The 24,188-nt window shown below is 47.6% G+C and carries 35 protein-coding genes; 7 read left to right on the forward strand and 28 right to left on the reverse strand.

The genetic code is table 11. From position 1 onward, the window contains the following. Positions 1-26 precede the first annotated feature (26 nt). A complete protein-coding gene (locus tag ACI1P2_RS23210; protein ID WP_355323144.1) occupies positions 27-227 on the forward strand; it encodes a hypothetical protein in 201 nt (66 codons plus the stop codon). 357 nt (positions 228-584) lie between these two features. On the opposite strand, the gene ACI1P2_RS23215 is transcribed toward ACI1P2_RS23210, so the two are convergent. The 4 genes from ACI1P2_RS23215 to ACI1P2_RS23230 form a co-directional block, all read right to left on the reverse strand. Further along, a complete protein-coding gene (locus tag ACI1P2_RS23215; RefSeq protein ID WP_355323146.1) occupies positions 585-1,037 on the reverse strand; it encodes a hypothetical protein in 453 nt (150 codons plus the stop codon). Between the two features lie 195 nt (positions 1,038-1,232). Then, a complete protein-coding gene (locus ACI1P2_RS23220) occupies positions 1,233-1,646 on the reverse strand; it encodes a hypothetical protein (protein WP_355323148.1) in 414 nt (137 codons plus the stop codon). Between the two features lie 147 nt (positions 1,647-1,793). Beyond that, on the reverse strand, positions 1,794-1,985 hold the full coding sequence (locus ACI1P2_RS23225; protein WP_355323150.1) for a hypothetical protein: 192 nt from the start codon (positions 1,983-1,985) through the stop codon (positions 1,794-1,796). Positions 1,986-1,996: 11 nt separating this feature from the next. Then, the gene (locus ACI1P2_RS23230) at positions 1,997-2,590 is read right to left on the reverse strand and encodes a hypothetical protein (protein WP_355323152.1); all 594 of its coding nucleotides are present in this window, start codon (positions 2,588-2,590) and stop codon (positions 1,997-1,999) included. An 828-nt stretch (positions 2,591-3,418) separates the two neighbouring features. On the opposite strand from ACI1P2_RS23230, the gene ACI1P2_RS23235 reads away from it, so the two are divergent. Further along, the gene (locus ACI1P2_RS23235) at positions 3,419-3,688 is read left to right on the forward strand and encodes a hypothetical protein (RefSeq protein ID WP_355323154.1); all 270 of its coding nucleotides are present in this window, start codon (positions 3,419-3,421) and stop codon (positions 3,686-3,688) included. A 350-nt stretch (positions 3,689-4,038) separates the two neighbouring features. Here ACI1P2_RS23235 and ACI1P2_RS23240 read toward each other — a convergent pair whose 3' ends face one another. From ACI1P2_RS23240 to ACI1P2_RS23255, 4 genes are all read right to left on the reverse strand, one after another. Beyond that, complete coding sequence (locus tag ACI1P2_RS23240; RefSeq protein WP_355323156.1) at positions 4,039-4,167, reverse strand: hypothetical protein; 129 nt, start codon at positions 4,165-4,167, stop codon at positions 4,039-4,041. 139 nt (positions 4,168-4,306) lie between these two features. Next, on the reverse strand, positions 4,307-4,471 hold the full coding sequence (locus ACI1P2_RS23245) for a hypothetical protein (RefSeq protein WP_355323158.1): 165 nt from the start codon (positions 4,469-4,471) through the stop codon (positions 4,307-4,309). After that, a complete protein-coding gene (locus tag ACI1P2_RS23250; RefSeq protein WP_355323160.1) occupies positions 4,455-4,700 on the reverse strand; it encodes a hypothetical protein in 246 nt (81 codons plus the stop codon). Before ACI1P2_RS23250 ends, ACI1P2_RS23245 begins: the two co-directional genes overlap by 17 nt. Positions 4,701-4,816: 116 nt before the next feature. Next, a complete protein-coding gene (locus tag ACI1P2_RS23255; protein ID WP_355323162.1) occupies positions 4,817-5,662 on the reverse strand; it encodes an ArdC family protein in 846 nt (281 codons plus the stop codon). Positions 5,663-5,848: 186 nt separating this feature from the next. Between ACI1P2_RS23255 and ACI1P2_RS23260 the strand changes: the two genes are divergently transcribed. Further along, positions 5,849-5,977 (forward strand): hypothetical protein, encoded by a 129-nt coding sequence (locus ACI1P2_RS23260; protein WP_408976313.1) that lies wholly within the window; start codon positions 5,849-5,851, stop codon positions 5,975-5,977. A gap of 257 nt (positions 5,978-6,234) precedes the next feature. Here the strand turns inward: ACI1P2_RS23260 and ACI1P2_RS23265 are convergent, their stop codons facing one another. The 6 genes from ACI1P2_RS23265 to ACI1P2_RS23290 all read right to left on the reverse strand — a co-directional run bounded on the left by ACI1P2_RS23265 (position 6,235) and on the right by ACI1P2_RS23290 (position 10,428). Then, positions 6,235-7,737 (reverse strand): hypothetical protein, encoded by a 1,503-nt coding sequence (locus tag ACI1P2_RS23265; protein WP_355323164.1) that lies wholly within the window; start codon positions 7,735-7,737, stop codon positions 6,235-6,237. A gap of 103 nt (positions 7,738-7,840) precedes the next feature. After that, positions 7,841-8,116: a hypothetical protein gene (locus tag ACI1P2_RS23270; protein ID WP_355323166.1), complete on the reverse strand. Its 276-nt coding sequence runs from the start codon at positions 8,114-8,116 to the stop codon at positions 7,841-7,843. Positions 8,117-8,133: 17 nt separating this feature from the next. Next, positions 8,134-8,322 carry a hypothetical protein gene (locus ACI1P2_RS23275; protein WP_355323168.1) on the reverse strand — a complete coding sequence of 63 codons (189 nt, stop codon included), beginning with the start codon at positions 8,320-8,322 and terminating at the stop codon, positions 8,134-8,136. A gap of 123 nt (positions 8,323-8,445) precedes the next feature. After that, complete coding sequence (locus ACI1P2_RS23280) at positions 8,446-8,628, reverse strand: hypothetical protein (protein WP_408976314.1); 183 nt, start codon at positions 8,626-8,628, stop codon at positions 8,446-8,448. A gap of 717 nt (positions 8,629-9,345) precedes the next feature. Then, positions 9,346-9,687 (reverse strand): AbrB/MazE/SpoVT family DNA-binding domain-containing protein, encoded by a 342-nt coding sequence (locus ACI1P2_RS23285; protein WP_355323172.1) that lies wholly within the window; start codon positions 9,685-9,687, stop codon positions 9,346-9,348. A gap of 33 nt (positions 9,688-9,720) precedes the next feature. Then, the gene (locus tag ACI1P2_RS23290) at positions 9,721-10,428 is read right to left on the reverse strand and encodes a hypothetical protein (protein ID WP_355323174.1); all 708 of its coding nucleotides are present in this window, start codon (positions 10,426-10,428) and stop codon (positions 9,721-9,723) included. A gap of 357 nt (positions 10,429-10,785) precedes the next feature. On the opposite strand from ACI1P2_RS23290, the gene ACI1P2_RS23295 reads away from it, so the two are divergent. Next, positions 10,786-11,004 (forward strand): hypothetical protein, encoded by a 219-nt coding sequence (locus ACI1P2_RS23295; protein WP_355323176.1) that lies wholly within the window; start codon positions 10,786-10,788, stop codon positions 11,002-11,004. A gap of 224 nt (positions 11,005-11,228) precedes the next feature. Here the strand turns inward: ACI1P2_RS23295 and ACI1P2_RS23300 are convergent, their stop codons facing one another. After that, positions 11,229-11,897, reverse strand: a complete 669-nt coding sequence (locus ACI1P2_RS23300) for a hypothetical protein (protein WP_355323178.1) — start codon at positions 11,895-11,897, stop codon at positions 11,229-11,231. 682 nt (positions 11,898-12,579) lie between these two features. Here ACI1P2_RS23300 and ACI1P2_RS23305 point away from each other — a divergent pair. Then, entirely contained in the window at positions 12,580-13,026 is a 447-nt protein-coding gene (locus tag ACI1P2_RS23305; RefSeq protein WP_355323180.1) for an AbrB/MazE/SpoVT family DNA-binding domain-containing protein, read from the forward strand. 85 nt (positions 13,027-13,111) lie between these two features. On the opposite strand, the gene ACI1P2_RS23310 is transcribed toward ACI1P2_RS23305, so the two are convergent. The 11 genes from ACI1P2_RS23310 to ACI1P2_RS23360 all read right to left on the reverse strand — a co-directional run bounded on the left by ACI1P2_RS23310 (position 13,112) and on the right by ACI1P2_RS23360 (position 21,191). Next, complete coding sequence (locus tag ACI1P2_RS23310) at positions 13,112-13,300, reverse strand: aspartyl-phosphate phosphatase Spo0E family protein (protein ID WP_355323258.1); 189 nt, start codon at positions 13,298-13,300, stop codon at positions 13,112-13,114. A 1,030-nt stretch (positions 13,301-14,330) separates the two neighbouring features. After that, complete coding sequence (locus ACI1P2_RS23315; RefSeq protein WP_355323182.1) at positions 14,331-15,707, reverse strand: helix-turn-helix domain-containing protein; 1,377 nt, start codon at positions 15,705-15,707, stop codon at positions 14,331-14,333. A gap of 417 nt (positions 15,708-16,124) precedes the next feature. Further along, a complete protein-coding gene (locus ACI1P2_RS23320; RefSeq protein WP_355323184.1) occupies positions 16,125-16,304 on the reverse strand; it encodes a hypothetical protein in 180 nt (59 codons plus the stop codon). 26 nt (positions 16,305-16,330) lie between these two features. Next, positions 16,331-17,332, reverse strand: coding sequence for a hypothetical protein (locus ACI1P2_RS23325; protein ID WP_408976315.1), 1,002 nt, complete (start codon positions 17,330-17,332; stop codon positions 16,331-16,333). A 526-nt stretch (positions 17,333-17,858) separates the two neighbouring features. Next, the gene (locus ACI1P2_RS23330) at positions 17,859-18,347 is read right to left on the reverse strand and encodes a hypothetical protein (RefSeq protein WP_355323188.1); all 489 of its coding nucleotides are present in this window, start codon (positions 18,345-18,347) and stop codon (positions 17,859-17,861) included. Between the two features lie 22 nt (positions 18,348-18,369). After that, the gene (locus ACI1P2_RS23335) at positions 18,370-18,597 is read right to left on the reverse strand and encodes a hypothetical protein (RefSeq protein WP_355323190.1); all 228 of its coding nucleotides are present in this window, start codon (positions 18,595-18,597) and stop codon (positions 18,370-18,372) included. Then, a complete protein-coding gene (locus ACI1P2_RS23340; RefSeq protein WP_355323192.1) occupies positions 18,579-18,767 on the reverse strand; it encodes a hypothetical protein in 189 nt (62 codons plus the stop codon). Before ACI1P2_RS23340 ends, ACI1P2_RS23335 begins: the two co-directional genes overlap by 19 nt. Before the next feature lie 179 nt (positions 18,768-18,946). Continuing rightward, complete coding sequence (locus tag ACI1P2_RS23345) at positions 18,947-19,390, reverse strand: hypothetical protein (RefSeq protein WP_408976316.1); 444 nt, start codon at positions 19,388-19,390, stop codon at positions 18,947-18,949. 364 nt (positions 19,391-19,754) lie between these two features. Continuing rightward, positions 19,755-20,429 (reverse strand): hypothetical protein, encoded by a 675-nt coding sequence (locus ACI1P2_RS23350; RefSeq protein WP_355323199.1) that lies wholly within the window; start codon positions 20,427-20,429, stop codon positions 19,755-19,757. A gap of 65 nt (positions 20,430-20,494) precedes the next feature. Further along, positions 20,495-20,950 carry a DUF5983 family protein gene (locus ACI1P2_RS23355; RefSeq protein ID WP_355323202.1) on the reverse strand — a complete coding sequence of 152 codons (456 nt, stop codon included), beginning with the start codon at positions 20,948-20,950 and terminating at the stop codon, positions 20,495-20,497. Positions 20,951-21,050: 100 nt separating this feature from the next. Continuing rightward, complete coding sequence (locus ACI1P2_RS23360; RefSeq protein WP_355323205.1) at positions 21,051-21,191, reverse strand: hypothetical protein; 141 nt, start codon at positions 21,189-21,191, stop codon at positions 21,051-21,053. Between the two features lie 217 nt (positions 21,192-21,408). Between ACI1P2_RS23360 and ACI1P2_RS23365 the strand changes: the two genes are divergently transcribed. After that, positions 21,409-22,398 carry a hypothetical protein gene (locus ACI1P2_RS23365; RefSeq protein WP_408976317.1) on the forward strand — a complete coding sequence of 330 codons (990 nt, stop codon included), beginning with the start codon at positions 21,409-21,411 and terminating at the stop codon, positions 22,396-22,398. Between the two features lie 254 nt (positions 22,399-22,652). Here ACI1P2_RS23365 and ACI1P2_RS23370 read toward each other — a convergent pair whose 3' ends face one another. After that, complete coding sequence (locus tag ACI1P2_RS23370; RefSeq protein ID WP_355323211.1) at positions 22,653-22,868, reverse strand: AbrB/MazE/SpoVT family DNA-binding domain-containing protein; 216 nt, start codon at positions 22,866-22,868, stop codon at positions 22,653-22,655. A gap of 334 nt (positions 22,869-23,202) precedes the next feature. After that, complete coding sequence (locus ACI1P2_RS23375; protein ID WP_355323214.1) at positions 23,203-23,658, reverse strand: JAB domain-containing protein; 456 nt, start codon at positions 23,656-23,658, stop codon at positions 23,203-23,205. Positions 23,659-23,845: 187 nt separating this feature from the next. Here ACI1P2_RS23375 and ACI1P2_RS23380 point away from each other — a divergent pair, with 187 nt between their 5' ends. Continuing rightward, entirely contained in the window at positions 23,846-24,163 is a 318-nt protein-coding gene (locus tag ACI1P2_RS23380) for a hypothetical protein (protein ID WP_408976318.1), read from the forward strand. Positions 24,164-24,188 lie beyond the last annotated feature (25 nt).

Consider the following 24,188-nt stretch of genomic DNA (forward strand, 5'->3'; position numbering starts at 1 on the left):
ATCTTCGATTCAAGCGACAAAGCACGATGATGAAGCACAGCGAAATCATGGTGCTGCCTGACGCCTGGCGGCATGATGAGAGCGGAGCAACGCGGAGCGAACATGATGCCGCCAGGCCATCCCCGCATCTGCCCAGAAAGCTCTTTCCCTCCGCACGCCTCTCCTTTAACCAGATCAGGCATGGGATCCCGTCCTGCAGAATCAAAAGCCGCTATTATGGCAAATGAAACCAACCTTTGGCCACAACCGGAAGCACCTCGAATCTTCGAAACCCTACATCCTGGTGCTGCCCTTGCACCTGGAGGCTTGATGGGAGCGCAGCGGACATGAAGCCTCCAGGCCACCCTCAAGCTGCCCGCAGTTCTCTTCCCAGATAGAACATGCCCACCTGCAGCCTGCCTCCTACAGACTTTCAGCGGCCTGACCACTGCTTTCGGTAGATGTACGGAAAAAAGGCGGCGTAGCCGTCCATAAATTTGTGGGGAGACAGGTTTTGAGATAGCTTGGCCTCCCCCCTTCCCTTTCTTCTTAGCTTCAGCAATCCCTTCAGCTTGTGCCTGATCAGGAGCGCCGCCCTCTCCTATTCAATTATAGATGATTGGAGCGTTCTTCCATGTTGGTGAGTGATATGCATGTTTCTTAGCATCCCATTGCATTGTTACTTCCAAACTTTGATCATGCCAGGTATCCCCCAGACTGCTGCCTTTTGAGAATAGATGCTGTTCAATCCAGCGTATGTTTTCTTCAGGCACAATCGGTTTCTCATAGTGGCGCTCATGGAAGATATGATCAAAGAACGCCAATCGAATTTTGGTTGCAATATGTTCAATTCTATTTTGAACACCTGGAGGACTGTAAGAAGTAATAATGATTGTAACTAACTTCCCCTCTTGTAAATCTTCATCCTGCCCAACTCTCATTTCTACATCACAATTGTAGACCGTGACTTCCCCTGCATCATCTGGAACCAAGTGGCCCGTAAGATAAGGCCATTTGAAACGATAGATTCCTGAATGCAATATTACTTCTTTTTTCATAGCAACACGTTCCCTCTTCATTAAATTTGATTACCTTACTCTTATAGTATAAATGGATCTCAATTAATCGAGTAGTGAAGCCGGAATCATGATTCTACTTGCTTAGAGCCAAACAACGGTTTCAACCAGGAAACAAAAAAGCGCTCCACGATAATCAGGGAGCGCCTTCTTCATTCTCAGCTATGTTAATTCTACTCACTTATTCTTTTTGAACCAAAATCTAAATCCTATCTCGTTAGAATTATCACAATATATGTAATACTTAGGGTTTTCCATTCCGGAACCCGTATTAGGTTCTATCTGAGAAATATTAAAATTAAGTGTTTTAGTATTTCCATCTGTTTCAACTTCAAGCTTAAGTGGTAATACCATATTACTAATTAAAGCATCAATATCAATTAGTGCATCTATTAATCTGTATGTACCAAATCTCCCATCACGATTACTCATTATTTCGAGACGATATTCTTGCTTAATTGCTAAAGAAAAATCTTCAAGCAAAAATGGATCCAGTTGTGATATCACCTCACTACTTTTAGATTGTAGCTCCACTCTAACATGAGTTGCATCAACTCTAGTTGTTTCCTCTGCAACTGATTTAAATCCCATGGAAAATCGCCCCTTTTGATTTTATTACAATTTTTATAAACTAGTGGTGTCTTTCTTGATTATACGTTGGAAAATTATTCTGCCGCCCATGCCCCGAAGGGCAAATAAAGGACGCCTGGCAGCGTGCGGCTTCGCGAGTGCAACTCACTACTCTGGCCATTTATGATTGTAACAGACGGTTAAACTACAAAACAAGCCTGTAAATCTCTCGCTTGCTATGCGTACCCGAGAGTACCAGGTGCCGGCAGACTCGCGGAGCACATCCGGACGAGCTGCTATACCCTCCCCCTGGCACAGCAGGCCGGACGCATCGATCCGCGACGTTTGCCATCTGTTCATAAAAGGTTCCCTTACAGCTCCCACCCCAATAGTTTATGTAAGGACATAGGTTCGAAAACATCCCGGTTACGCCGAAACAGATCTACGATAACCGCTGCCTCGGCGGCGGATAAAGACTTATATTCGTCAAATGTCTCTTCACCAGTTTCCCACACCCGGTTAACAAACACAGCCGGTCCGTATACATTGATTTGGGCTGCGCGATAAACAATCGTAAAATTAATCGCCTGGCCAGTAAGGGCTGATGAATCCCCTACAGCAAGGTATAAATCCTCTCCAATCCTGGCATGATCCCGGCGCTCACCAAACACTTCTTCCCCATACTGACCACGCAAAGAAGGAATATCCTTTACCACCGGATCTTTCCCCGGCAAAATTTCTACGACTTTAATCATTGTGGAGCACGCCCTTTCATAAGCTTGTCTTATCCATACTAAAATATCATAGCCTTGTGACAACTGTATGTCTCGAACATAAGTTCTGGTAATAAATAAGTGATCCTCAATTCTTGCAGCAATGAAGAGGAGTCCTCCGTTCTTGCCGATTTCGCCATCCAGGGATGACGGCGTGGCATCGATCCTGACCGAGCCCGGCGTTGTGTCCATCCGCGCCCCTTGGCGAAACAACACGTCTCTTCCCTGGTACGACCGCACCAAGATCACCCCCGAATAGCCTGGGCCTGGCGATCGTGGCAGACGGGAACGCAACGCGGATCAATCCCCAGCAACGCCCAACAAGGAGGTGGCGAACCAGCTCAAGACCACCCTGGCCAGCTGGATGGAGCGGAGGACTCGCCTGGCGGGGAACGACGTAATCGACGATCCGGAGAGGACCGACGTACTAAAAACAGCGGGCGCTGACCTCATGGTCGCCTCACTGACAGAGTTGGCCGCATGAGCCTGAACAGCAGCCGCGACATGCAGGCATGGTCCCGATGATCCAGAGCCGTCCTGCGCTGCCGGCACGCCGGGGGCACCGCGCAGTGCTCCTCGCTCAGAACCCATAGACCCCAAAACCAAAAGAAAAACAAGCCTGAAGGGTTATTCGAGAGGCAAGGCATGGAAAGAACCGGCTTCACCGGTTCTCACAGATCAAACTTCGGCGAATTTCCGCCTTTTGCCTTCCGCATGGTAACTGAAACCAGGGCGACTAGGCTTCCGGCCGGCCGAGCCTCCGGCTGCGCCCCTCCACCGACCGGAAGCCAAGACGCCCAACCCACAGGTCAAGGGGCACGAAAATTCCTGACGATGCAAATCCAGGAAGCCTTTGAATTTTCGCGGCTGAGACCCTTGACCTCTGTGCTATGGTTCAGTTTCCAAGCTTCGCGTCAAAAGGCGAAAATTCGCCCTTCCGGGACCGCATTCCATGCGGCAGGCAAAAGGATGCGATGCATTTCCCAGACACATTCCCTAAGAGTGAAAGGAGAAAAAAACATGTTAAAAACCTTGAAAGATCAGCTGCAGGTGGAGATCGATGACCTGGAAAAAGAAATCGCGATGGAAATGGATACGTTGATTGAGATTTCGGAGGAACGTCCGGACCTTCCTTTGGCGCATCTGATTGCCCGGCAGCAATCGGAATTTGTGAGATTGTTCCTGGATCATCACCTGAAGAAGAAAATGCTCCGGCTGCTGGAAGAAAACAAACCATCTGAAAAATTTGATCAGGAACTGGCGGTCCCCCTGGTAGAGCAGAGCAGTTAAAGTTCATCACTACGCGAACCCCCAATTGGCCAAGATGCGACAAGCATACAATGGTATGGGGTGCAGTCAATCAAAAAAACACCGGTGCAATTGGCGACTTTGCCAGGCACCGGTGGTTTCATGTTCGGGAATGAAATAACTGAACAAAAAAGTATTACAAAAAGTATTCAGTTTCATGATTAAATCCAGAAATTATGCTATAATAGTCATCAGAGAAGTAACAAGTGGGTAAAATAGAAATAGCCGCGATGCGCTAACATCGCAGCTACCTCTTCAGACAAAGGCCGGTGGGCAACCACGGCGAGATTTTCAAAACACAGCTTGAAAAACCACCGGTTCAGGTTCCCATCCTATTCCCGGTGGTTTTTCTTGTCCCGCGCGTCTTTCCAGGCACTGCATAAGGCAATTACACCTACGGCAATACTCACCAGCTTTTCGCTGATGTCCAGGAAATTCTGCACTACTTCAAGAAGTGACACGGCGTCACCCCCTCTCGGGTTGGCTTCGCCGTATCTCCCCCACCGGTTACTCTGTCTCTATTATTATACCATTTTTTGGGCTCGATTACGAACTAAATCTTTCACTTTTCCAGGGCATTCCCGCTTCCTGGCCAGCTTTTTAGATGTCATCCATCGCCTTGGCCAGCTTGTCCATACGATCCTTGTCACCGGCTGCAGCTGCCTTTTGATAGGCAGCCTGCAGCCGCGCCAGCTCCTCTTCATACTGCCGCTGCCAAGCTTCCTCGCGCAGCTGATCCCAATCTATTTCAACGTTGAAAAACACGGCGAAACAACTCCTTTCGTGCGGGCTTCTGGATAACCTCTACGTTCTTCGTACTGAGACGGTAGATGAACTCATAGTCCTTATCTTCCCAGGTGAAAAACCAGTGATAGGTGGTCTCCGTTTCTTTATCGATCCCAAAATCTACCCCATCCAGTTCTGCTGCCGGGATCAGCTCTTCTATTTTCTTATTTAAGGCCCGCTGGGCCGCAGCGACTTGTTTTTTCGTCATCTTCGAATCCCCTCCAATGATTTCAATCCAGAAGGAACCGGCAAGCCGGTTCCTACCGATCGACGCGATTTTGAATCCGTATAGGGAGCACGTGCCGCCCGAAGGCGGCGCACTCCTTAACTCACTTGCCGCTTTGGTGTCTTGATGTTCTGTACATAATCTGCAGCCTTCTGAGCAGTTGCAGCAGCCGTTACAATTAGGCGGCTGTCCTTTTTCAGAGCCTGAATCCATCCCGCGATATAGGCGGCGCTGTTTTCGAGGACTGGCTGCTCGATGCCCGCCACCCCGCACAGCATCGCCGCGCCGATCTCTGCGACCAGCTCCTCCTTGCTGTACTGCTCGTCCCCAAACCGGGCACCGAATTTGCGGTTTAAGCGATCTTTATGGCCTGTACTGTGAATGAGCTCATGGTATAAGGTGCAGTAGTATTCTTCCGCGCAGTTGTAGTCGGCCAGCGGCGGAACACTCACGCGATCAAAGCGGGAGTTGTAAACCGCTCCGCTACTTTGGAACGTAATGTCCGGAGCGTCTGCGAAGTCTCTCACCAGCTGCTCGGCCGCCTCAATCGGGTCAAGGTGCTGGGTCGATTCAACGGGCTTGCGCTTCGATACAAGCCCAGTACACTGCTTATTGATGTCGTACACTTTATAGTAACGAAGGACCGGGAAACGTTCGGTTTCGCCGTCCTCGTTCTCCTTTTCATAATCCTTGTAAAACACCAGAACCGCATAATTTTTGAACTCTTCCGGCTTTACCCTGCCTCCCGCGTCCTTCACCTGTTTGAGGGTTGCATATTCCCCGCCAGGCTCCGTCAGCAAAACGTTGATGCCTCTATACGCACGCCCTGACACCCAGTTCATCGCTTCAAAGCCCGGCTTCCAAGGTTTGACCCAAGGACGTACCCCCTTTTTCAGCTCCTCGATAATGCGCCCGGTGATAATTTCATAAACGGCTTTACTCATGTTTGTTTTCCTCCTTGGTGTTTGAGTCGATCGGTTTTTTTTGCCATCCGCATGGCAATGGTCCCGAAAGGGCGTTTTTTCGCCTTTTGACGCGAAGCCTGGTTACCCGAACATAGGCTGTTGGTCAAGGGATCAGCCTCAAAAATCTTTCCAGCCGCGGCCTGCAGGCGTTCAAAGGAAAGAATTTTGAGCCCCTTGACCGGCAGACTCGCTTACTTGGCTTCCGGGCGGTGGAGGGGCGCAGCCGGAGGCTCGGCCGGCCGGAAGCTTAGTAAGCTTGTTACGGGTTACCATGCGGAAGGCAAAAGCGAATAAACCGATCTTCAATCCAAGGAACCGGCACAGCCGGTTGCATCCAAGCTATGGCTTCGATGACCTACAAGCAAGATCTATTCATGAAAGAAAAAGTCGGCAGCAGCCGGGTTTCATTTTCCGGCGCCCGATCCACGCCACCGGGAACCTACAGTGCCCCTGCTTCAAGACAATCCGGAACCGGATTGTTCCCATACAAAAAGCCCAAGGGAACAGCGTCTTCCGCTGGTCGCTTGGGCTTCTCGTGGTATGGTGGGTGTTCAGCACGTAATAGGCTCAGCTCGTCCAAGAAAGCGGAATCCGTGCTTCTCCATCAAAGACTCTAATTCTTCTTCTGCGGGCACAAGCGCTGGCTGATGACCGATCCCGGTGAGCTGGCGCAGGTTTTCTACCTGCTGGCCAAGCTCCAAGCATCGAAAACCATCCCGGAACAGCTCCATCGCTCTTCTTTCTTCCGGAACGGTCGCTCTCATCATGCGCATTTTGTACAGCATGCGTAATTTCGTGGCCGTATGTCTCCCCTTCCCAAGCTGTCTTATCACATACTCGAACTCCTTCAGGTGAGCATTAGGCACCTTCAGCTGGTTATTCAGTCGGGCCAGCTCATTGGATACAAAATCCTCAACGGAAGCCGGATCCTGGACATATGGGGCCTTGGCATAATGAGAAAGCCGCTTCTTCTTTTCCCGCTCCCCTCGATCCAAGTACACATAAACGTGGCCAACACCCAGCACTCGAAATGTCGATGCACCGTTATGTACACGATCGTCATAGTAAAATCGATCCGGATGCCGCTCTTGCAAAGCTGACGGCGGCGGAAGAACCCCACCACCTTCCAGATACTGCTCGATGACGGGAAACAACTTGTAAAGCGTAAAACTTTCCAGACCATAAGGTAACAGGAGTTCATCCAGCGGCTTCAATGCCTTGATGCGGTAATCATCCAACGAATCGGTAAAGCCAAAATAGCGATGCGCCAGCTCCACTCGGTAATCCGCAGTGCGGATCTCCCTGGATGCATCCAAAAGATTGGCCGCAAGCTTCCGGAATTGGACGTCCACCTCTAAAAGATGGAGGAAATCCTGGGTTTGCTTGCGCTGCTCTTCAGATGTATTCCTGGCCTTCCAACTCTCCAGAGCCTCATCAATGCGCCGGTTGAACTCGGCCAGATGACCGGTCCGGGCAATGATGGTCATCGGCTCCTGGAAGCTGCAGCCATTGAGCACACATTGCGCCTCGGCCGCTCGCCAGATTTCTTTAGGGGTCAAGTATCTTTCATATGGGAGGCGTCGGTCCCTCTTATAATCTGAAGCCACCGCCACCGCCTCCCCGCGCTCGATCCGCTGTTTTGCCGTCTCATATAATTCATCCAAAACCGCTTTTGCCTGCTCCTTGTCCTGAGAGGCGTAATAGGCATCCTCCTCCTCATATGCCCGGCGCAGCCGATTGAAATGCTCCCACAGCTCACTTACCGTACTGGTTTCCGGCGTATACCCTAATGTTACCTTTATTCTTCTTTTCAGCTGTGTGGTGGTATCCCCTATGAAGAGATACACCGTGGCCATATCGTTATGCGGGTTCGCCTTGGGGAACCGCTCCAAATTGACTTTAAAGTATACCGTCAGGCTAAACTGTACCCGCCCCTGCAACGTATAAATGTATCTGCTCAGATGACCGGCCGACCATGTTCCCTTCCGATCCGGGACCGTCACCATTTCCAATCGCTTTATTTCTTCCTTGTATGCATGCTGTCTATAATTCATGTTCCAATGCCCTCCATTCCGGTTTCAGCCGGGCCGAATTGATGTGAACTGCTATATAGAGCCAGCGGCAATGTCGGCCGCCTGGCTCTGCTGCGATTATGGATTAGAGATCCATCCATCCATTACATCGAACAGACAGCATTTCGACAGTAAAAACGTGAAACGGCCGGGAGCTCCATTTCTCCGTGCAGTCGTACTTAATTCGGAACGTGTACCTTTCACCAGTCTTCAAGTTGATTCCCGTAAAAAGGTGCTCAAGCGGGTAGCCTACAGGCTGCGGACGTACAGGCGTTACATCCTTCATCAGGTTGTACAGGTAGTCCTGAAGCTTTTTCTTGAGCTCCTCCAGGTTGTGTTTCGATTTAAAGGTGTAGATCATGCGAACTCCTCCATTGGTTAAATAGAATTGCGGCCGGTATGCTTGCCGCTTGGCACAAGATAATCGGGCCGGGCATGCTTCCTGATAACCTTCGTGCGTAGTTCAACTGGAGGCTCCGCCAAGCGGCTCCAGCCGCTGCCGGAGTAGTTGAACTTGATCGTCAAGGAGGAACGCGTCAGCGGCAAATCCTTGACGATCTCAAGCACCCCGATAAGCTGAGCCGCGGCGGCAAGTGCCCAAATAGGCCGCCCTTCTGGCGGTAGCCGGAAGGTAACCTCTTCCCTAATTCAAAGCCGGCTGGCTTCAGCCGGGTCACCTTTTCCTTTTCCTTATCCTTCTTCGATTTCACTTCCAGGAGCACGATGAAGCAGCGTAGCGGAATCATGGTGCTGCTCTTCCTGCGTGGCCGCTTGATGGGAGCGCAGCAGCGCAGCGCGGAGCGGACATGATGCGGCCATGCCTTCCCCGATCCTGCCCGCTCTCAGGCCCGTGTGGGGTGTAAAGCGCGGCACAGGAACCTAGAGCGCCTTGGTCGGGGCGCTCTTCCACGGCTTAGGCGGCTCTGGTTATCGGGCCAAGTAACCCCGCAGCGGTGCGTACCGGCTCTTAGGCGGGCGCTCTCCCCGTCTTAGAGCCGGTAGCATCAGCCCGATCGCTCCCCTGTTTTCCAGCAGTTGCTGTCCCGATGGATCCGGCCGGCTGCAGCGGCCCCGTCCTCCAGCAGCTGAATCATCCAAGCCACCAGCCTGCCCCATTCTCCAGGCTTGGTTTCAACCCAGCTTAGGTTGCAACACAGTCAGATGAAGAACCTCATGATGAATCCTCCAGCAGCCGGTATGCTGCTGCTCCAGGTTGCTGCATCAAAAAAAGGACGGCATAGCCGTCCGTCTCTGAATAACGTTCTATTTTCAAATGAAAAGAAGACCTGTCCGAGTTCATTTCGGCAGGTCCTCTCTTTTTATGAATCAAATTCTTCGAAAATTAAATTTTTCAGTTATGCACGGAGTTTCTACCCCTTCGTAGACAACCTTATCTCTTTTTTTGACATCTCCCTTCCCCTGACGAACAAATTATTCACGTTTCCCTTCCCTGATGAAGCGAAGCAACAGACTGACCCTTCCTTGCGAAATCCCGAGCCTCTTTGCCCACAAGGACTGTTTTTCTGTCGGATAGGCGGCCATCACTTCGATTAGCAAACGAATGGCTTCACTACGCTTCAGCCGAGGATACTAATCCATATCCATCTTCATTTCTGTGTGATCTTCAAGCGTTACCGCAATTTCCCGACTTGCCGCATGGCTAACGATTTGACATTCATCCTCCGCCGGCAGATCGCTCAAACAATCAGCGCAAACGAAACGTCCCCTAAAGTATGAAAGCTTCATTGTTGACTGACAAAAAAGGCACTCCTGTGCCTGGTAAAGACGCATCATGATCATTTGAGATTGTTCATCTACAAAAAACTCTATCGAATCGCCTTTACCTATCCCTACTGAATGCCGTGCCTCAGAAGGCACGGCAATTCGGCCAAGCTCATCCATCAGCCTAACAATACCGATACTTTTCTTCATCTTCTATCCTCTCCCACCGCCGCATTTGCATCTTCAATCTTTATGTAACCAGTGTTTTCGATCCACATAATACTTGTTCGTGACCGTGTAAGCCAAACCCATTGGAGATACATGAGTACCTTTTGCCAAGTCCAAAAGAACTGGACTATTGCAATGTTTACAGCCTGTTATGTTCACAAATCTATCGCGGCGGAAATAATACTCGGCCCCGCATTTGCATTCCACACGGTGCAATGTGTCGCCTTCTATTTGTAATTCATCCGGGAAATCATTTCGTATACCATTTACGAATTTCTGGGAAATTAACGGAATCGATCTATTATCACCCCTGGTTAGTTGAGAGCTTGCAGAGTATTTAGTGGTTTCACCTGTATTAGGTTTAGTCTTTTCTTCTTTGGAAATCGTTTGATCTGCTTGTCTAATTTTTTCTTTTTTAGTCCTGGACGCATGAACGTTCCCTGACTTGCTGGCTCTTTTATCTGTCCATGCACCCACCGAAGCATATGCCTCTGCGGCTTGATTTGTTTCCGGAAAAGGCTTAGTAAAGAATTCCGTATAGCCATCCCCGACATGCCAATGAGAAATTCTGCTCGGATTTAAACCGACCCTGCCATCATAACTCATGAAGGCAATGTTGCTCTTCCAGCACGTTTTCCAGAGCTCCAGGTCCTTTCCGGACAAGTAGAGCGGCTGCTTCACCCCTCCGTCAATATAAATAAACAGTACTTTTAAATCAGACATGTATACACTCCTACTCAAATAAAAAATCAACTGGATTAGCAAAGAATTGATTGCTGTGTAGATTGCGAAAATTTCGGCGCCCTGCAGTCCTGTCTCAGAGGAAATGCTCGAACAAGCTGCCCATCCTCCCAATCATATGCAGCTGCTGCCGTTGCTTCACCTCCTCCGGGTATCCCAAAAAGCAGACTAAGTATATCCTGGCTCGTCTCCTGCAGCAGCTTCTCTCGTTTTTGCATACTCTCTACGAGAATATCTGATGAAACAATTTATTACTAGAATTTTTTATAACAGGGTCTGTCGCACTTTAAATCTGGAAATGATGGGAATAGACGATACTGGTAGAAGGAGAGCGGTCAAATGACCAACAATGAAGCTAGAGCATATGCTGCGCTGGCCATGGAGCGGTGCAATATATCCTCTCTTACGGCGGTGGAAATCCTGGATGAGATGTGGAATCTTTTTTATAGATTAACTGAACATGATGCTGTAGAAGCAGCCAGGCCCATCATGGTTCAATTTGAACTGAATGCAAAAATGTTGGATCGCAATGGATTCCACAGACGGATATCCAACTGAAATAGAGCAGTCGGTGTATAATGGCCACACCAGAATGGCTGGACCACCGATGCGATCGTTCGAAGTTGTTGCAACTGCGGGGGCTACAAATATCAAGAAAATCTAGCTTCGTTTGGCCACTGTATGAACGTTCTGCTAAAGAGTGCGGCGGCTTCGCTACCCTCTCCAGGTAAATAAAAAGAAAAACCAGCTAAATTAGCTGGTTTTTATCTAAATAGTATAGCTCATTGTGGATATGCGGCACGCGCCCAAGTGAATCCGCCGTTTACGTAGTCATATGGCCCATTTACAGTTACACTTTTTAGCTCGGAATTACTCCGTGATTCCGAATAATATTCCATGGTGACTAGGTTGTATATGCTCCGATTGAATGGCCCACTCCATTGCTTTATCCAGTAGGTTTTATTATAGCTCGGTGCTGCGCTACTAATAATGGCATCTGCTCCAGCAGTTGCAAAAGCGGAAACTGCAGCAGTAGTTTTTGCGTTTCTACTTATAACGCCTCCGATTAGGCCGGCTGCAGTACCAGCTGCTCCAGTTAAAACCCATTTAATATTTGAATACGTTTTTGTAATGAACGAATTATTTACTGGCCCCGCAAACAGCTCGCCTGAAGCCGCATCAGGGATCTCCATAGTGCCGATCTCACCGCCGCTTGGTTCCGAGTCGATTAAATTTTGAACACTCGCAATAGTCTCATCGTAAAACTCTGATCCTGCTTCAATTCCAACAAGGTTCACTTGAACCCCATCGATGTTTAAAGTGCTGACCGTGGAAGTTTCTTGTGTTTCAGCCGCTTCACCCTGATCAACACTTTCTGCGTTCACATTTGGGACTAAACCAAACATTAAACTGGATGCCATGACTGCAGGTAATACTTTCTTAAAATACATAAGGTTACCTCCATAGTTTTATTTTGGTTACATAATACCAATTCTACCATTACTTTGAATATCCTTCTTTTAAACAACAAAAATTTTTAAAAGAAGCAATACTACTATGGGAACAATGGAAATAAGTGCCCCGCTTACAACAGATACAGTTTTCTTGGAAAGCTCTGACCTATCAATAAGAATATTAATCAGGAATGTAGCCAAAATGATGACTGCGAAACGAAGTAAAGAGTTCATTGAGAAGAAGTCAAGTATAAAGAAAAAGATACATAAGGATAGAAATAACAAAGGATATTTAAGTTTAATGTTCTTGCCTCCTTTCATTTACTAAATTATGGGTTAAATTATTTGGAAACGCAATATTTTCAAGCGATTATTATACTTATTTACTATAAAAATAGAACTTTTACCCTAATTTAGGTCCATATTGAAGGCAGTCTCTTCGTTAAGTGGGTGGGGATTTCTGTACGTCTACCGGCAAGTTCGTTTCTATGAAAGCTATAGGTGGCGGCAGTATGCTCCGGGCGCAATGGTGCTTCGGCACGGCCCCTTGCAAAACCTACAGGGGCGACCAGCCAGCTGGCAGTCAATAATTATTCTTCAAAAGCCTGGCTTCCGCAAACGGGGTACCAGAGAGTTTGGTATGTGTGAGGTGGTATAATAAAGAAAATGGAGGTATTATATGATCGTTCGACCGCTCGATAATCTTGGCCGCATTGTACTACCGAAAGAGCTCCGAGGCATGCTTGGTATCGAAGACCGTGATCTTCTAGAGTTTTTCGTGACTGAGGATGGGTTGATGATTCAAAAATATTACGCCGGGGCATGCCGGTTTTGTGGTGTTGTGAACCGCCCGTCCTATTTTAAGGGCATTATCATTTGCTCTGACTGCATCCGGTTTCTGAAAGGAGATTCAGATCCCGAATCTATCAAACCGGAAGTACCCACTGGTGAGTTACCCACCAAATTTAAAAGAAGAAGCTTGAAAGTCACCCTGCAGGAGCTGTCCACCCTTCTGGAACAACATCCCCAGATGACCCAAAACGAAATTGCAGCCATGATGGGTTTATCACCCGGCCGTATATCCCAACTCAAAAAACAACTAAATATTAAACAATTGATGCCTTAAAATGGTTTGACTAACTCTTTCAATTGTCTGCTAAAATAAAAGGGCGAGGGAACCTGCCAAAAGTTTCTCGCCCAAAGTCGATTGTTCAAGCAATCGGCTTTTTGATTTTTTCTTTCCCCACCCGATTATACTGATTAATCAGCTCGTCCAATCGCATGGATTGCTCAAGTACTCGGGGATGCCCCATTTCATCATATTTCTGCACCAGTAAATGCAACTTTTGCCGAGCCCGCTCAATTTGGATTTGTAGAACCACCTTGGAATTGCACATCATTAGTTTCAACCCTCCCCTCCTTATGTGGTATTTTAGGCTTTTATGTCAAATAATTGAATAAGTCATTATTGGTAAGCCTCCAGTTACTGGAATCCGATAAAATTTGCCCTTGCTCTCCCATAGCGACTCTTCCGATGATGTCCCGCGCTCGGGCGGCCTTTGGTTACCCATCGCAACACGCGGCAGGGAGGTCAGGGGTAATCATGGCGAGGTCTTCGGTGAACGTGCGCTCTTGGGTCGCTTGCGCCGTTCGCGCGACCGCCGTGGGCTATCCAGACGCCCGTGTTCGTGTGGCGCGACGGTGATACGAGCTTCCTGCATGGTGAAGTCATTGGGCTGTAACCGGAGGGCGGACGGGTCTACGGGCGGCGGGGACTGTCATGCGACGGTCAGACAGCTCGACGGGCCCAGCATCACAAGCTGATCCTTGTGTCGCCCACGCGTCCGGGGCTGCCTCGGTCCACTACGCGGCGGGGACGACGCCAGGCGTGTTGGAGAGAAGCTGCGTGTGCATAATTCATGCCGTTATGACGCGGAAGTGCGTAGGGCAACGTCCCGCTGACGTTCGCCCCTTCGGGGAGCACGCTGGCGCAGTAACTCCCATACGTCCTCGTCGGTCAAGTGCTCGGTCAGATTGTGCAGTACCACGACGACGGACGCGGAGAAGTCGAACCGCCGGAGCGACACGACCTCCGACACAAGAGCCGACGGTCGTCGCTGCACAGCAGGCGCGGATCTGCGTGGATCGTCCGGCAGAGGCCACGGCGTTGGCCGTCTCGTGCACGGCATAGGGATTGACGTCGTTGGAGTTCAGCCTGGTGGCTGCCGCCATGAGGTCCGCTTGAGTCACCGGCCAGCGAGCGGCCGCGCAGCCAAAAAGGTGGTCACTTCAGCTATCTGCTCAACAAAAAAAGACCTCCCGCATGGACCCGCAAGGAAAGTCTTTTATAAAACTTCTATAATTCGAAAAAATCAGCCCCAACCATGACCCATTGTAGTTATAACCGTCGCAACAACTCCGACAACAAAACTACTCGTAACCAAGGATAACCAAATGCTTATTTTTCTCATTGATTCGATTCACCTCACCTGACAGCAATTTGAAATCCTTCTTTTCTTCCTCGCTCGCCCATTCCCGGTACATTTCAAATCGTGTCAAACCGTTAATAATGTTCTTAATACTGTTGATTTTAACCGATAACCGCAAAGCTTTGATTATAAAATTTATTGCATGACCATGGCCTCTTTTAAAACGATATACACCTAAATCGCTATAAAGTTGGGCGAGTTTTTCGTATACTACAGCACTGTTGTATTGGCTATCTATTCCCTCCATCTCGTTAGAAGGAATATATGCCGAAAAGCGCTCCAAAATGTGATCGATATCAAAATCAAAGAGATTAGCCGCTTTGACCATATAACCCAATGCATACATGATTTCTTCTGGCCGGGAAGCAACAAAATCGGCGTATTCCTCTAACGCGTCAGCTTGTCCGGACAAAACTCGATACAAATATCTATTAGCGGTCGCCCATTCAGCAAATTGGTGAATGTACCCCCGCGCCTCTTCGTCATCCTCACGTATCCACAATTCTCCTTGTGCATACTTCGAAACATAACTTAAAGCTCCGTCAAAATCCTCGTATTCTTCACAGACAACGGACCGAGCAAGCCAACCATACAAAATATAGTAATAGAACGGTCGTTTGGGCTTGCGCTCAGTTGATGGATGTTCATACTGGGTCGTAGCGACCCGCAGCAGTTCCACTGCAAGTTCATCTACCTTTTTCCACTTATAAGCGGTTCCCATAATAAGCATCAACTGTTGCAATGCATCAAGTTGATCCGCTTCATCTAAACGGCTCACATACGGCTCAAAGAAAATAGCAGACCTTAAATTCTCTTCGATATCATTCCCCAGCGAAAGCTCAAACAGCCGGTAACGACAAGTGGTCAAACGTTCCGAATGTTGGAATCTTTCCGCTTCGCTCACCTGAACATAAATAATCTCCGCAGCTTGTCCATGATCAGAAGCAAATAAGGTTTCTGCCACATCAAACAAATCTGGAGTGTACGACAGATCATCCAATAATCGATGAACCATCCGTTCGATCAAGTCTAAACGGCCCAGCTCCGCGCACCGAAAAATAAAAGGGCGAATCCGCCGCATGCTCGTGGTAAAAGCGAAGCATTCTTCAACATACGAGTCGAACAAAAAACCTTCAGATAAATTCATCGCTGATGTAATGGCTTCTAATTGTCGGATTGATATGGGCTTATCGCCTTGCAGAATCCGACTGAGCGAACCGGCATTCACACCAGAAATACTTGAAAACTGAGTGAAACTGAAATTATGTTTCTGCATGTATGTACTGAGTGTTTCACGAATGATGTTATCTGACTTCAAACCAGACCCACCCCCTCTACCACAAAACAAAAACCAAAATTTAGTGTTAATTTATAGATAATAGTATACGCTGAATTGAACATCGGTCAATAGCGTATAAACGTCAAAATCGGACAAACAAAGCGAAAAATAGGAATAAAACAACAGAATATAGGGTTGCGGGAATACGAGCTCAAACCGTTTTCCAGATCGGTTCAACGGAGTTAGGCGTTCTGGTTATCGAGCCAAGTAACCCCGCAGCGGTGCGTACCGGCATTTAGGCGGCGCTTTGGGCTGCCTTAGTGCCGGTAACATCAGCACTCCTCCCAAAACAAAAAAGGACGCTATCGCAAAGGAGAACGCCCAATACTGTCCTGACCTTCTGGCCATTTCCAGATCTGGGGGCGCACAGAGATTTGCTGAGCATCGGCCCACCAGTTAAATGTCAAGGTAGTTATTCATGATACCTGCAAGAACACGTTTTGCTTCTTCTGGGTCCTCCGGAAGCGTAATTGCATCGGTACTCTCTTCTTTTAAAATCATTAATGGTTGTCCCCATTTCCGATCAGCCTTTGCCGCATCTGTATACCACATAAGAATCTTATCGTCATGACTCATTTACATACACCCCCTCTCTGAAAAAACTATCTCACACTCTCCGGTGATAGAACAATCCAGCCAAAGCAACGGGCAAAACTGCCTGTCCATGCCATCGCATCAAAATGAATCGTAGACCCGATTTCAAGCCTGTCTGCTATATACGGCGCTTTCGGAGGTTTGTTTGGATCCGTCTTGAGCGCCCCGATGATCTCCCCATCATAATCTTTATGCAGCCAACGCCAGAATGTCCCGTCTGTTTCTTCGCGCACGCATAATGTCGTAAGGACAGGCGCATCGCTAGGACCGTAAACGGTGGATACCGCGCCTTCTGGGAATACCGTCGTTTTTACTCGGTACCCGTCCGGCATCATCACACCATCGGGTTTCTGCGAATCGCGATAGAGACGCTGCAGAATAAAATATAGTTCCTTGTCCACGTCGGCCGACGTTGTGATCCGGGAATGCCCAGAGTTCAGCGTGACGTGCTCGATACCATCGACTGCTTTCTTGTTACCCTCACCTGCGGCATCATAACCCAGTTCGGCAAGGATAGTCTCTGCCAGCTTATGTTGCAAATTTGGTGAGTCCCCCGCCTTTTTTGCAAACGAAACTGCTGATTTTACTGCTTTTTCGATCAAACGTTTCCCACCAGCGATTTCAATGTTGACCTGACCGCCTGGTTGCCTGACTGCCGGCGCCAGGCAGAGAAAAACCATAAGCATCGCGTGATTTTCTTGCGCCAACAAGTAAAACAGATGGGGCACATTTTTAAATAAGCGATCCATAAACTTGCGAATCTCCGGTATTTGGTACACTTCTCGCGGATCGGAATCGTATCCTGAGTAATTAATCAGGATACTAGATCGCGACTTCTTTTTGCTGTACCTCTCGAATTCACGAAGGACAGGTTCCAAACGGCCCTTTTCCATGGCTTCTCGCGGAAAGTCCACGAGAATAATGTCTCCTGGTTCAGTTTCGATCTGATCGATTGATTCAACAACCTCAACATTTGGAAGCCCAAGCAGCTTCTTGAGATTGTCGTCCATACTCATCGTCCTTTCTATCGGCTAATTTGTATCGGACCATGAATCCGTCCGCAAAGATTTTTGTAACGGTACTGGGGATGAGCACGGGAATGTTATCTCTCTGCACCCATCCGGTAAAAGAAGGCAAAAATAATGAGGCAAGTTATCGCCAGCCAGCCTATCGATATGTCCGCCACAGAAACTATTTGGGACATGTACTCAGTTGCCGTCTCCGCCATATTTCCGAAAGCTTTATCGATAAACGATTTGAAAATTAAGTATATAATGATCAGTATAATGTTCAACAATGTTGACAATACGGACAGCACCAAACGGTGAGAATCTTGATGTACACGCTCCCGATTTGCCCCGAACCATTCCTGTTTCAGGATTCTAAGAAGAGAAAACCCTCCTATACCAAGCCACAATAATGACGATGTGATTAGTACCATTAGCAAAGATCATTCCTCCATAACTTTTAATTGGATCTATTTCATCCTGGGTCGTCGGACTCTACGCTGGCTATTTATTCTATTATATAGTATCGTCATTTCTTCCACTCGGGTATAGGATTATTCGAAAAGTAGTCCTCCAGTCTTTTTCCGGAAAATTGTAGTTCATCCAATACATCCGGGAAATCCGGATAAGATGAATGAATAATTTCCACCTGAACGTCCTTTGTAAAGCGATCACTCTTCAGTTGATCAGAGGGCAGTGGCAGTATCGTAGTGATGATTTCCCCGATGGCTAAATTGACGTCATCTCTGTAGGGAACCCGGACCCAATAATCCTGTCCAGACATGGCAACGATCACAATCCAAACATCATCAAATTCCGGATCATATCCTATGTTTTTCGGATAAAACGGACATTCCGTATGATTCTCATTCTGACAGTAAAGAGTCTTCCAACTCTTCAGCTTATCTCGCGTCTCAAAATCCATCCCAACCTCTGCACTATGGAAATGGTCACAGTACAACCGGGGATAATTCGACGAAGTGCTTTTTAAAAACCGACATTTTTGTATTTTGGCCATTTAGTGTCCCCCAAGAAATTGTTTATTTCACAATTTCCAAAGCCTCTTCGGCATCCTGGAGCAGAAGCTTAATTTCTTCAATCGGATCACCCGCTTCAGCCGCGTTTTTCAACCTTTTTTCCAAATCTTCTATTCGTTTTTCTAAGGCCATTTCGATTGCACTTATTTGACCAGGACTAAATATTTTCAGACTTTCCCTTCTCGTTTTATCAGAAATTGGCCGCCTCTTATTCATTCCGATTTTCCCCATTTACCTACCAATTTTTCGTAGGCTTCGTTCATCCCTTCAGCGTTACCTCTCTTCCAGGCTGACTCCAGAACCCGGGCAATATGCTCGTACTCGTACTCGTGCAGTCTATTTTCACCGAAGGCTACCTTGAAATTATCCAACTTTTGTTTTATAAATTCTTCCATTTCCATAGACCTATTCACTCCTCCAATAGATTAGATATGCTGACAGTGCCGATCTCCGCCGTAGTTCCTGCCCTTTATTCGATCTAGTCTAGGAACCGGTCTATTCAGATTCATGGAACGGGAGCTGTTTCTCCTTAGCCCAGCTCTCAGACAGCTCCCCTCCTGCTGGTCCAAGACTTAATGCCTTATTTATATGGCAAACGCTCATAGGCCTTACTAGCTTCGTCAATGGTCTTCTCGTCGAATTGGCCTTTGATCGCTCGAACAAGATCAATTATCTCATTCCTACTATATCCAAGTCGTCTTGCAGCGAGAATAAAATACCCAAGACAGGCTTCATTGCTCCAATCTCCCTGCGGCAGCCTGTACTTATCTTGCGACCATATGTCCTTGTCGATCAAATTCCGGAGATATTCCGAGCGGTTGCCGTTGGCTACTTTGTCAAAGTGTTCCCACACCTCTTCTGGCAGCGTGAGAGATACCTTTTTCGTTATACCGATAGTTGGCCTCCCGATCTGCTTAACGGTCAACTGGCCCGTAGCAAGCTTGTACCTGCAATCAACACATAAGATGATTTTTTCCTCCCCAGATTTAAAATCGGTTACATCATTCGTACTACCGCAGCTCATACACTTCATCATCTGGTTCAACTCCCTGCATTTTCAATTGTTCAGTCTCTTCTTGAAACTCAGTGTACGAAGGATCAAAGTAATTTTAGGTTACTTTTATTTTATCATTTAAAGTTACTTAAAACAAGTTATTTTAAGTAACCTTTATTATGTTCTCTGATCTCTGCGCAACAAAATGGCAAAGAGGGCTATGCCCTCCCTGCTCCATTTTCGACGATGGCTGTTAATTGAGAAGGATACAACCACCAGTGTTTCGTTTCTCCATCCACCGTATATTCAATTCTCGGCACTGTGCCGCCAAGGGGATGGATACTGATCCCTTCGTATTGCTGATACCCGACAGCCTCTCCTTGGAGATCGAATTCTACCGGCACACGGAATTGGACTTTTTCCCCGTGAAAATTGTGAGCTCATGGTATTCAGGAATCAAGAGATGCGGCCGATGCCCTTCCGGCAGGTATTTTCTGAACAGGCGACCCAGAGCAATCGCAGATATTTCAACTGGTCCAAATATAGTGTCATTCATTAATGGGATGAAGCTTCTATACTCAAGACCGTGGTCTTTAACAAACCCCCGCGCGCCAACCCGACAGTACAGGGGAAAGTCTAACAGATGAAAGTATTTTGCTCCGTTTGGCGTTTGAACACGAACATAAGGGTCACCGACATGTACTTGTTTCATCATTTCGTGAATAGCATCCTTCGCCCTTTTCAGTTCGGGATAATCCTTCAGAATCAGATCATCGATATCCTGTTTGCCCCATAAAATGGTGTAAAAAACCCGGTCCCTATGAAAACTTCGCTTGGCTGTTTCCTCATCTTTAAACTTGCCGATCCATCCTCCCATCCACTGTTCCCCATTCGGTTGGATCATCACATACATCCCCTTATGCTCTGGCCTTGCTTTGGGATCCTGCACAGCCCTCCAGTATGGACTGGTCAAAAAAGCAGAAAGCGTCATATCAGTGGGCAGCGTATTTTCATCCGGCGTTTTTACCTCGCACAGGGAATCTCCAAGTATATCAAATGTCATTTGCATATCATCGGTCTCCTTTCATTTTTAAAACCATCACTGCTCCGAATTCCAGCGGACGGCCAAGCAATCTACCAGTTATAAAAAGGGAGAGCATCGGATATATTCCCATCCCTGTCCAGCATAATCCAATCGCACCCTTGCTCCTCGGCAAGAGCGTAAATTAAAGACAGATCGTCCGGCATGCTATCGCTGATTTCTCCGATAACAGGTAAGATGAATCCGTACTCCGCCTTTTCATAAACCACGACAGAAGGGTTATTCAGCAGCATCTGGAGCATCAGAAAATCCACCGTGCTTGACTGTACGTGTCCCATGCTTAAATCCAGCATTTTCAAGACGCTGACTGAAGCTTTGACGGTCAGGAACTCTTTTGCATACATTCGTTCGCCCCTCCAGTAAAAAAAGCGATCAAGCCTTTCATCAGTTCTCGCACTGACCACAAACGGCTGTCTATCTGCATCATGTCCCTTCACTTTATCCTGACCCCAGAGCGTTACCGTCAATCCGGATGCATGTTTCATCATATAAAAAACCTCCACTCAGTTATAATCAGCGGCCCGTTTAGGCTTGCCACCTGGAACATGCTTACCATATCGAATAGGCTGCCTGAATAATCATCGCCGGTTAGTTCGACTGGAGGCTCCGCAAAGCGGCCATGGCGCTGCCGGAGTAGTCGAACTCTCCGTACAAGGAGGAACGCAGCAGCGGCAAATCCTTGTACGGAGAGACGGATATGGTACGCTTGTTGAGGGTGGCATGGTCCACACCAGGGCCGGGGCTTCCGATTCATCGGAAGGCATCCGTTTCTCTGGTCATTAGTCGGCGCAGCCGGCAGCCTATTCCCTTTCCATGCCACCGGGTACCCACAGTGCGCCCAGTCCAGACAATCCGGATCGGATTGTTTCCATATAGCGCAAAAAGCCCAATGGAACAGCGTGGTCTTCCGCTGGTCGCTTGGGCTTTTCGTGGGTGGTGGGGTTTCATGGCCACATTATATGTCTTTTCGACATTTGGTCATAGAAATGTTGTGATTTTACTCAGAAATAGTAGTATTCTTGGATGTAGAAAATATAGAGAGGAAACGATAGAATTGAGCAAAGCCATAGATGACTTGGTTTCACATATCGCTGCAATGTCCTCACCTGAATTCCAAGAATTATTCACTCGACTCAAGGAGTTGGAACCGCTCAGGGCAATATTAGATTCAGTATCCGAGCCAGAACGGTCAAGCGTGCTCAAAAAAATAACGACTTTCGCTGAGCAGGATACCAAGAGCTTTACTATGCAAAAACACAACAGTGATTACTTTGATCCTCCGCTTGTCCGTTATGACATCGTAAACTGTTACTTCACAGGGGTTGGTTACGAATGGGATGCCAAGCATTTTGCTGTTATATGGGATGTTTACCCTCATCTCGATTCGGTTATGGTCATCCCAACAACAAGTAAAACACGAACAGAATCCAAGAATGTCTTTTCCGTCGGGAAAATACCCGGCCTTAACGGACTTGAAACTACATTGTTAATAAGTGATATGACTCGTGTTTCCCGCAAACGTATAGAGACTCTTTCATTTTTCCATCCTAAACATGGGAATAAGCCTATACGTCTTCCCGTTGCTTGGACAGACCAAATCCTACACGGCATAGTCAGCACTTACGCGGGCGAATCCACCTTTATCGATTTCCTGAAGAAGAAAACCCAAGATACCATGGTTGCGGATCTCAAGTTGCTGAAAGATGAACGCTTTAAGGCCATTCGCGGAACTTTTGACAAGGAAACCAAAACTCTGGAATATCGGTATTGGAACAAGGATGAGGTTAAAAAGGTAGAGCTTCTTTCACCCAACATTCCTCTGGCACCAGAAACAAAAAAGAAACTCATCGAAGACTTGTACTCTCCATTGGAACACGTCCGATTACAGGCCGAAGCAAATTATAAGAATTGGTATCATAACCACACCGGAACGTAACTGCCCGTTGACATTCAGGTCTAATATGCTATAATGAATATAACGAAATCCCATTTGGGCGCAACATGAAATTTCTTTTTTGGAGTTTTACGACATCCCGTTAAGGGCGATATAAGAAAAAGGAGCAGGTAAAACTGCTCCTTTTTTCTATGTATAAGATCGAAATCTGCTTGCTAAAAAGGCATCTTCGAATAACCGAAAATGCCTTTTTAGCTTGTGTTGATGCAGAAGAGCTCTGAGATCAAGGAATTATCTTATTTATCCGAACTGTCCTGCTGCCTCTCCGTCGAATATCCTGGTTTATGATCAATCAACATAATGGACTTAAATTTTTCTGGATTTTCAATAATGTATTGCCCGGAATCAAGCCTGATAAAAGCAACTTGGTCTCCAGTTTTTAAGTTCATCTCTTCTCTAATTTTCTTGGGAATAGATACTGTACCATTCGATGCAAGCTGGCGAAGATCCATGCAAAACACCTTCCTTTTCCTTAAAATATTTATGAATTTTAATAATTTTTATAAATTTCATAAATTTATTATAAATCATATTTTCTCCGATTACCACCCTGATATCCTCCCAGAGCGGTGCCCATGGTAAATTAACTGTCGGGTGTTATCTTCCAGTCCGGCCCGGCCGTCGCTGCGTGGGCAAGTAAAATAGAGTGTGGCGGCGCGCGAAGCGAAGCGACAGTGCGCCGCCACACTCCCGCTCGCTTGAAGCTGGGGACGGGCAAGGTCCGGCCTCGGCTTCAAGCGGGCGCGGCCGACAGGCCGCCTGCCCTGCGATGTTTGAGGATCGGGGCTAAAACAGCCCCTGCCCCTTCAGACTTGTATACCCATATTCGCCTAAAATGATATGGTCTAGCAGATCAACCCCCAGTATGTTCCCAGCTTCCGCCAGCCTTTTAGTGACCTGCACGTCTTCGTTCGATGGTGTCGTGTTACCGCTTGGATGATTATGAAAAACGATAAGGGATGCAGCATTATGTAAGATTCCGCTCTTAAATGTTTCCCTGGGGTGTACGATACCAGCATTCAAGGAACCTACCGATACGATTTCCAGCCCCACTGGTTCGTTTTTGGTGTTAAGCCATACCGCCCCAAACACCTCCCTGTCCGGGAAAAACCCGCCGTATTCATGCAGCAGAAAGCTCCTGCAAATATTTTGAGCATCTTCTGCACCACCGATAACTTTATGTTCAATGGGTACTGTACCGGCCTTCATCAATTGCACTTTGTAAATGGATACTAATTTCATATTCTTGTTTCCTCCCGCTGCTAGATATATTGGCCGCCGCCTGACACATGCGCACCAGAGCGTGGTGTATCGACCATAGGGCTGCGCCCGCGATAGCGGAGTGCAGGTCTGTGGTCGATCTGGGGTGTCAAGGGTTAGGTGCTGTTAGGCGGCTTGTCCGCCTTACAGCACCTTACTTGCGAAGCCCTTGACGCCCCAGCCACGCTCTGGTAAGCCGGAGTCAGGCGGCGGCCAAAAAAACATAGGTTTTGATTTTAGCGGAAGCGGGAGCCGTATTGCTGAAGTAAAGCGGAACGTGCTGAAGTTGGCAGGTCCACATAGGATCGAGGCTTCCGATCTTTCGGAAGGCATCCATTTCCCTGATCACAAAGCGGCTTTACCGGTAACCTGTACCATTTCTCATGCGACCGGGGACCATCATTTCGCTAGGTTCAAGGCAATCCGGGACCGGATTGCTTCCATGCCTGCCGGTTCTGTGCATGAAAAAGAGACCCTTAATAGTTAAGAGTCTCTTTCCAGAGTAGCAATTA

The organism is Paenibacillus jiangxiensis, from assembly GCF_046098255.1.
GTDB classification, from domain to species: domain Bacteria; phylum Bacillota; class Bacilli; order Paenibacillales; family Paenibacillaceae; genus Paenibacillus; species Paenibacillus jiagnxiensis.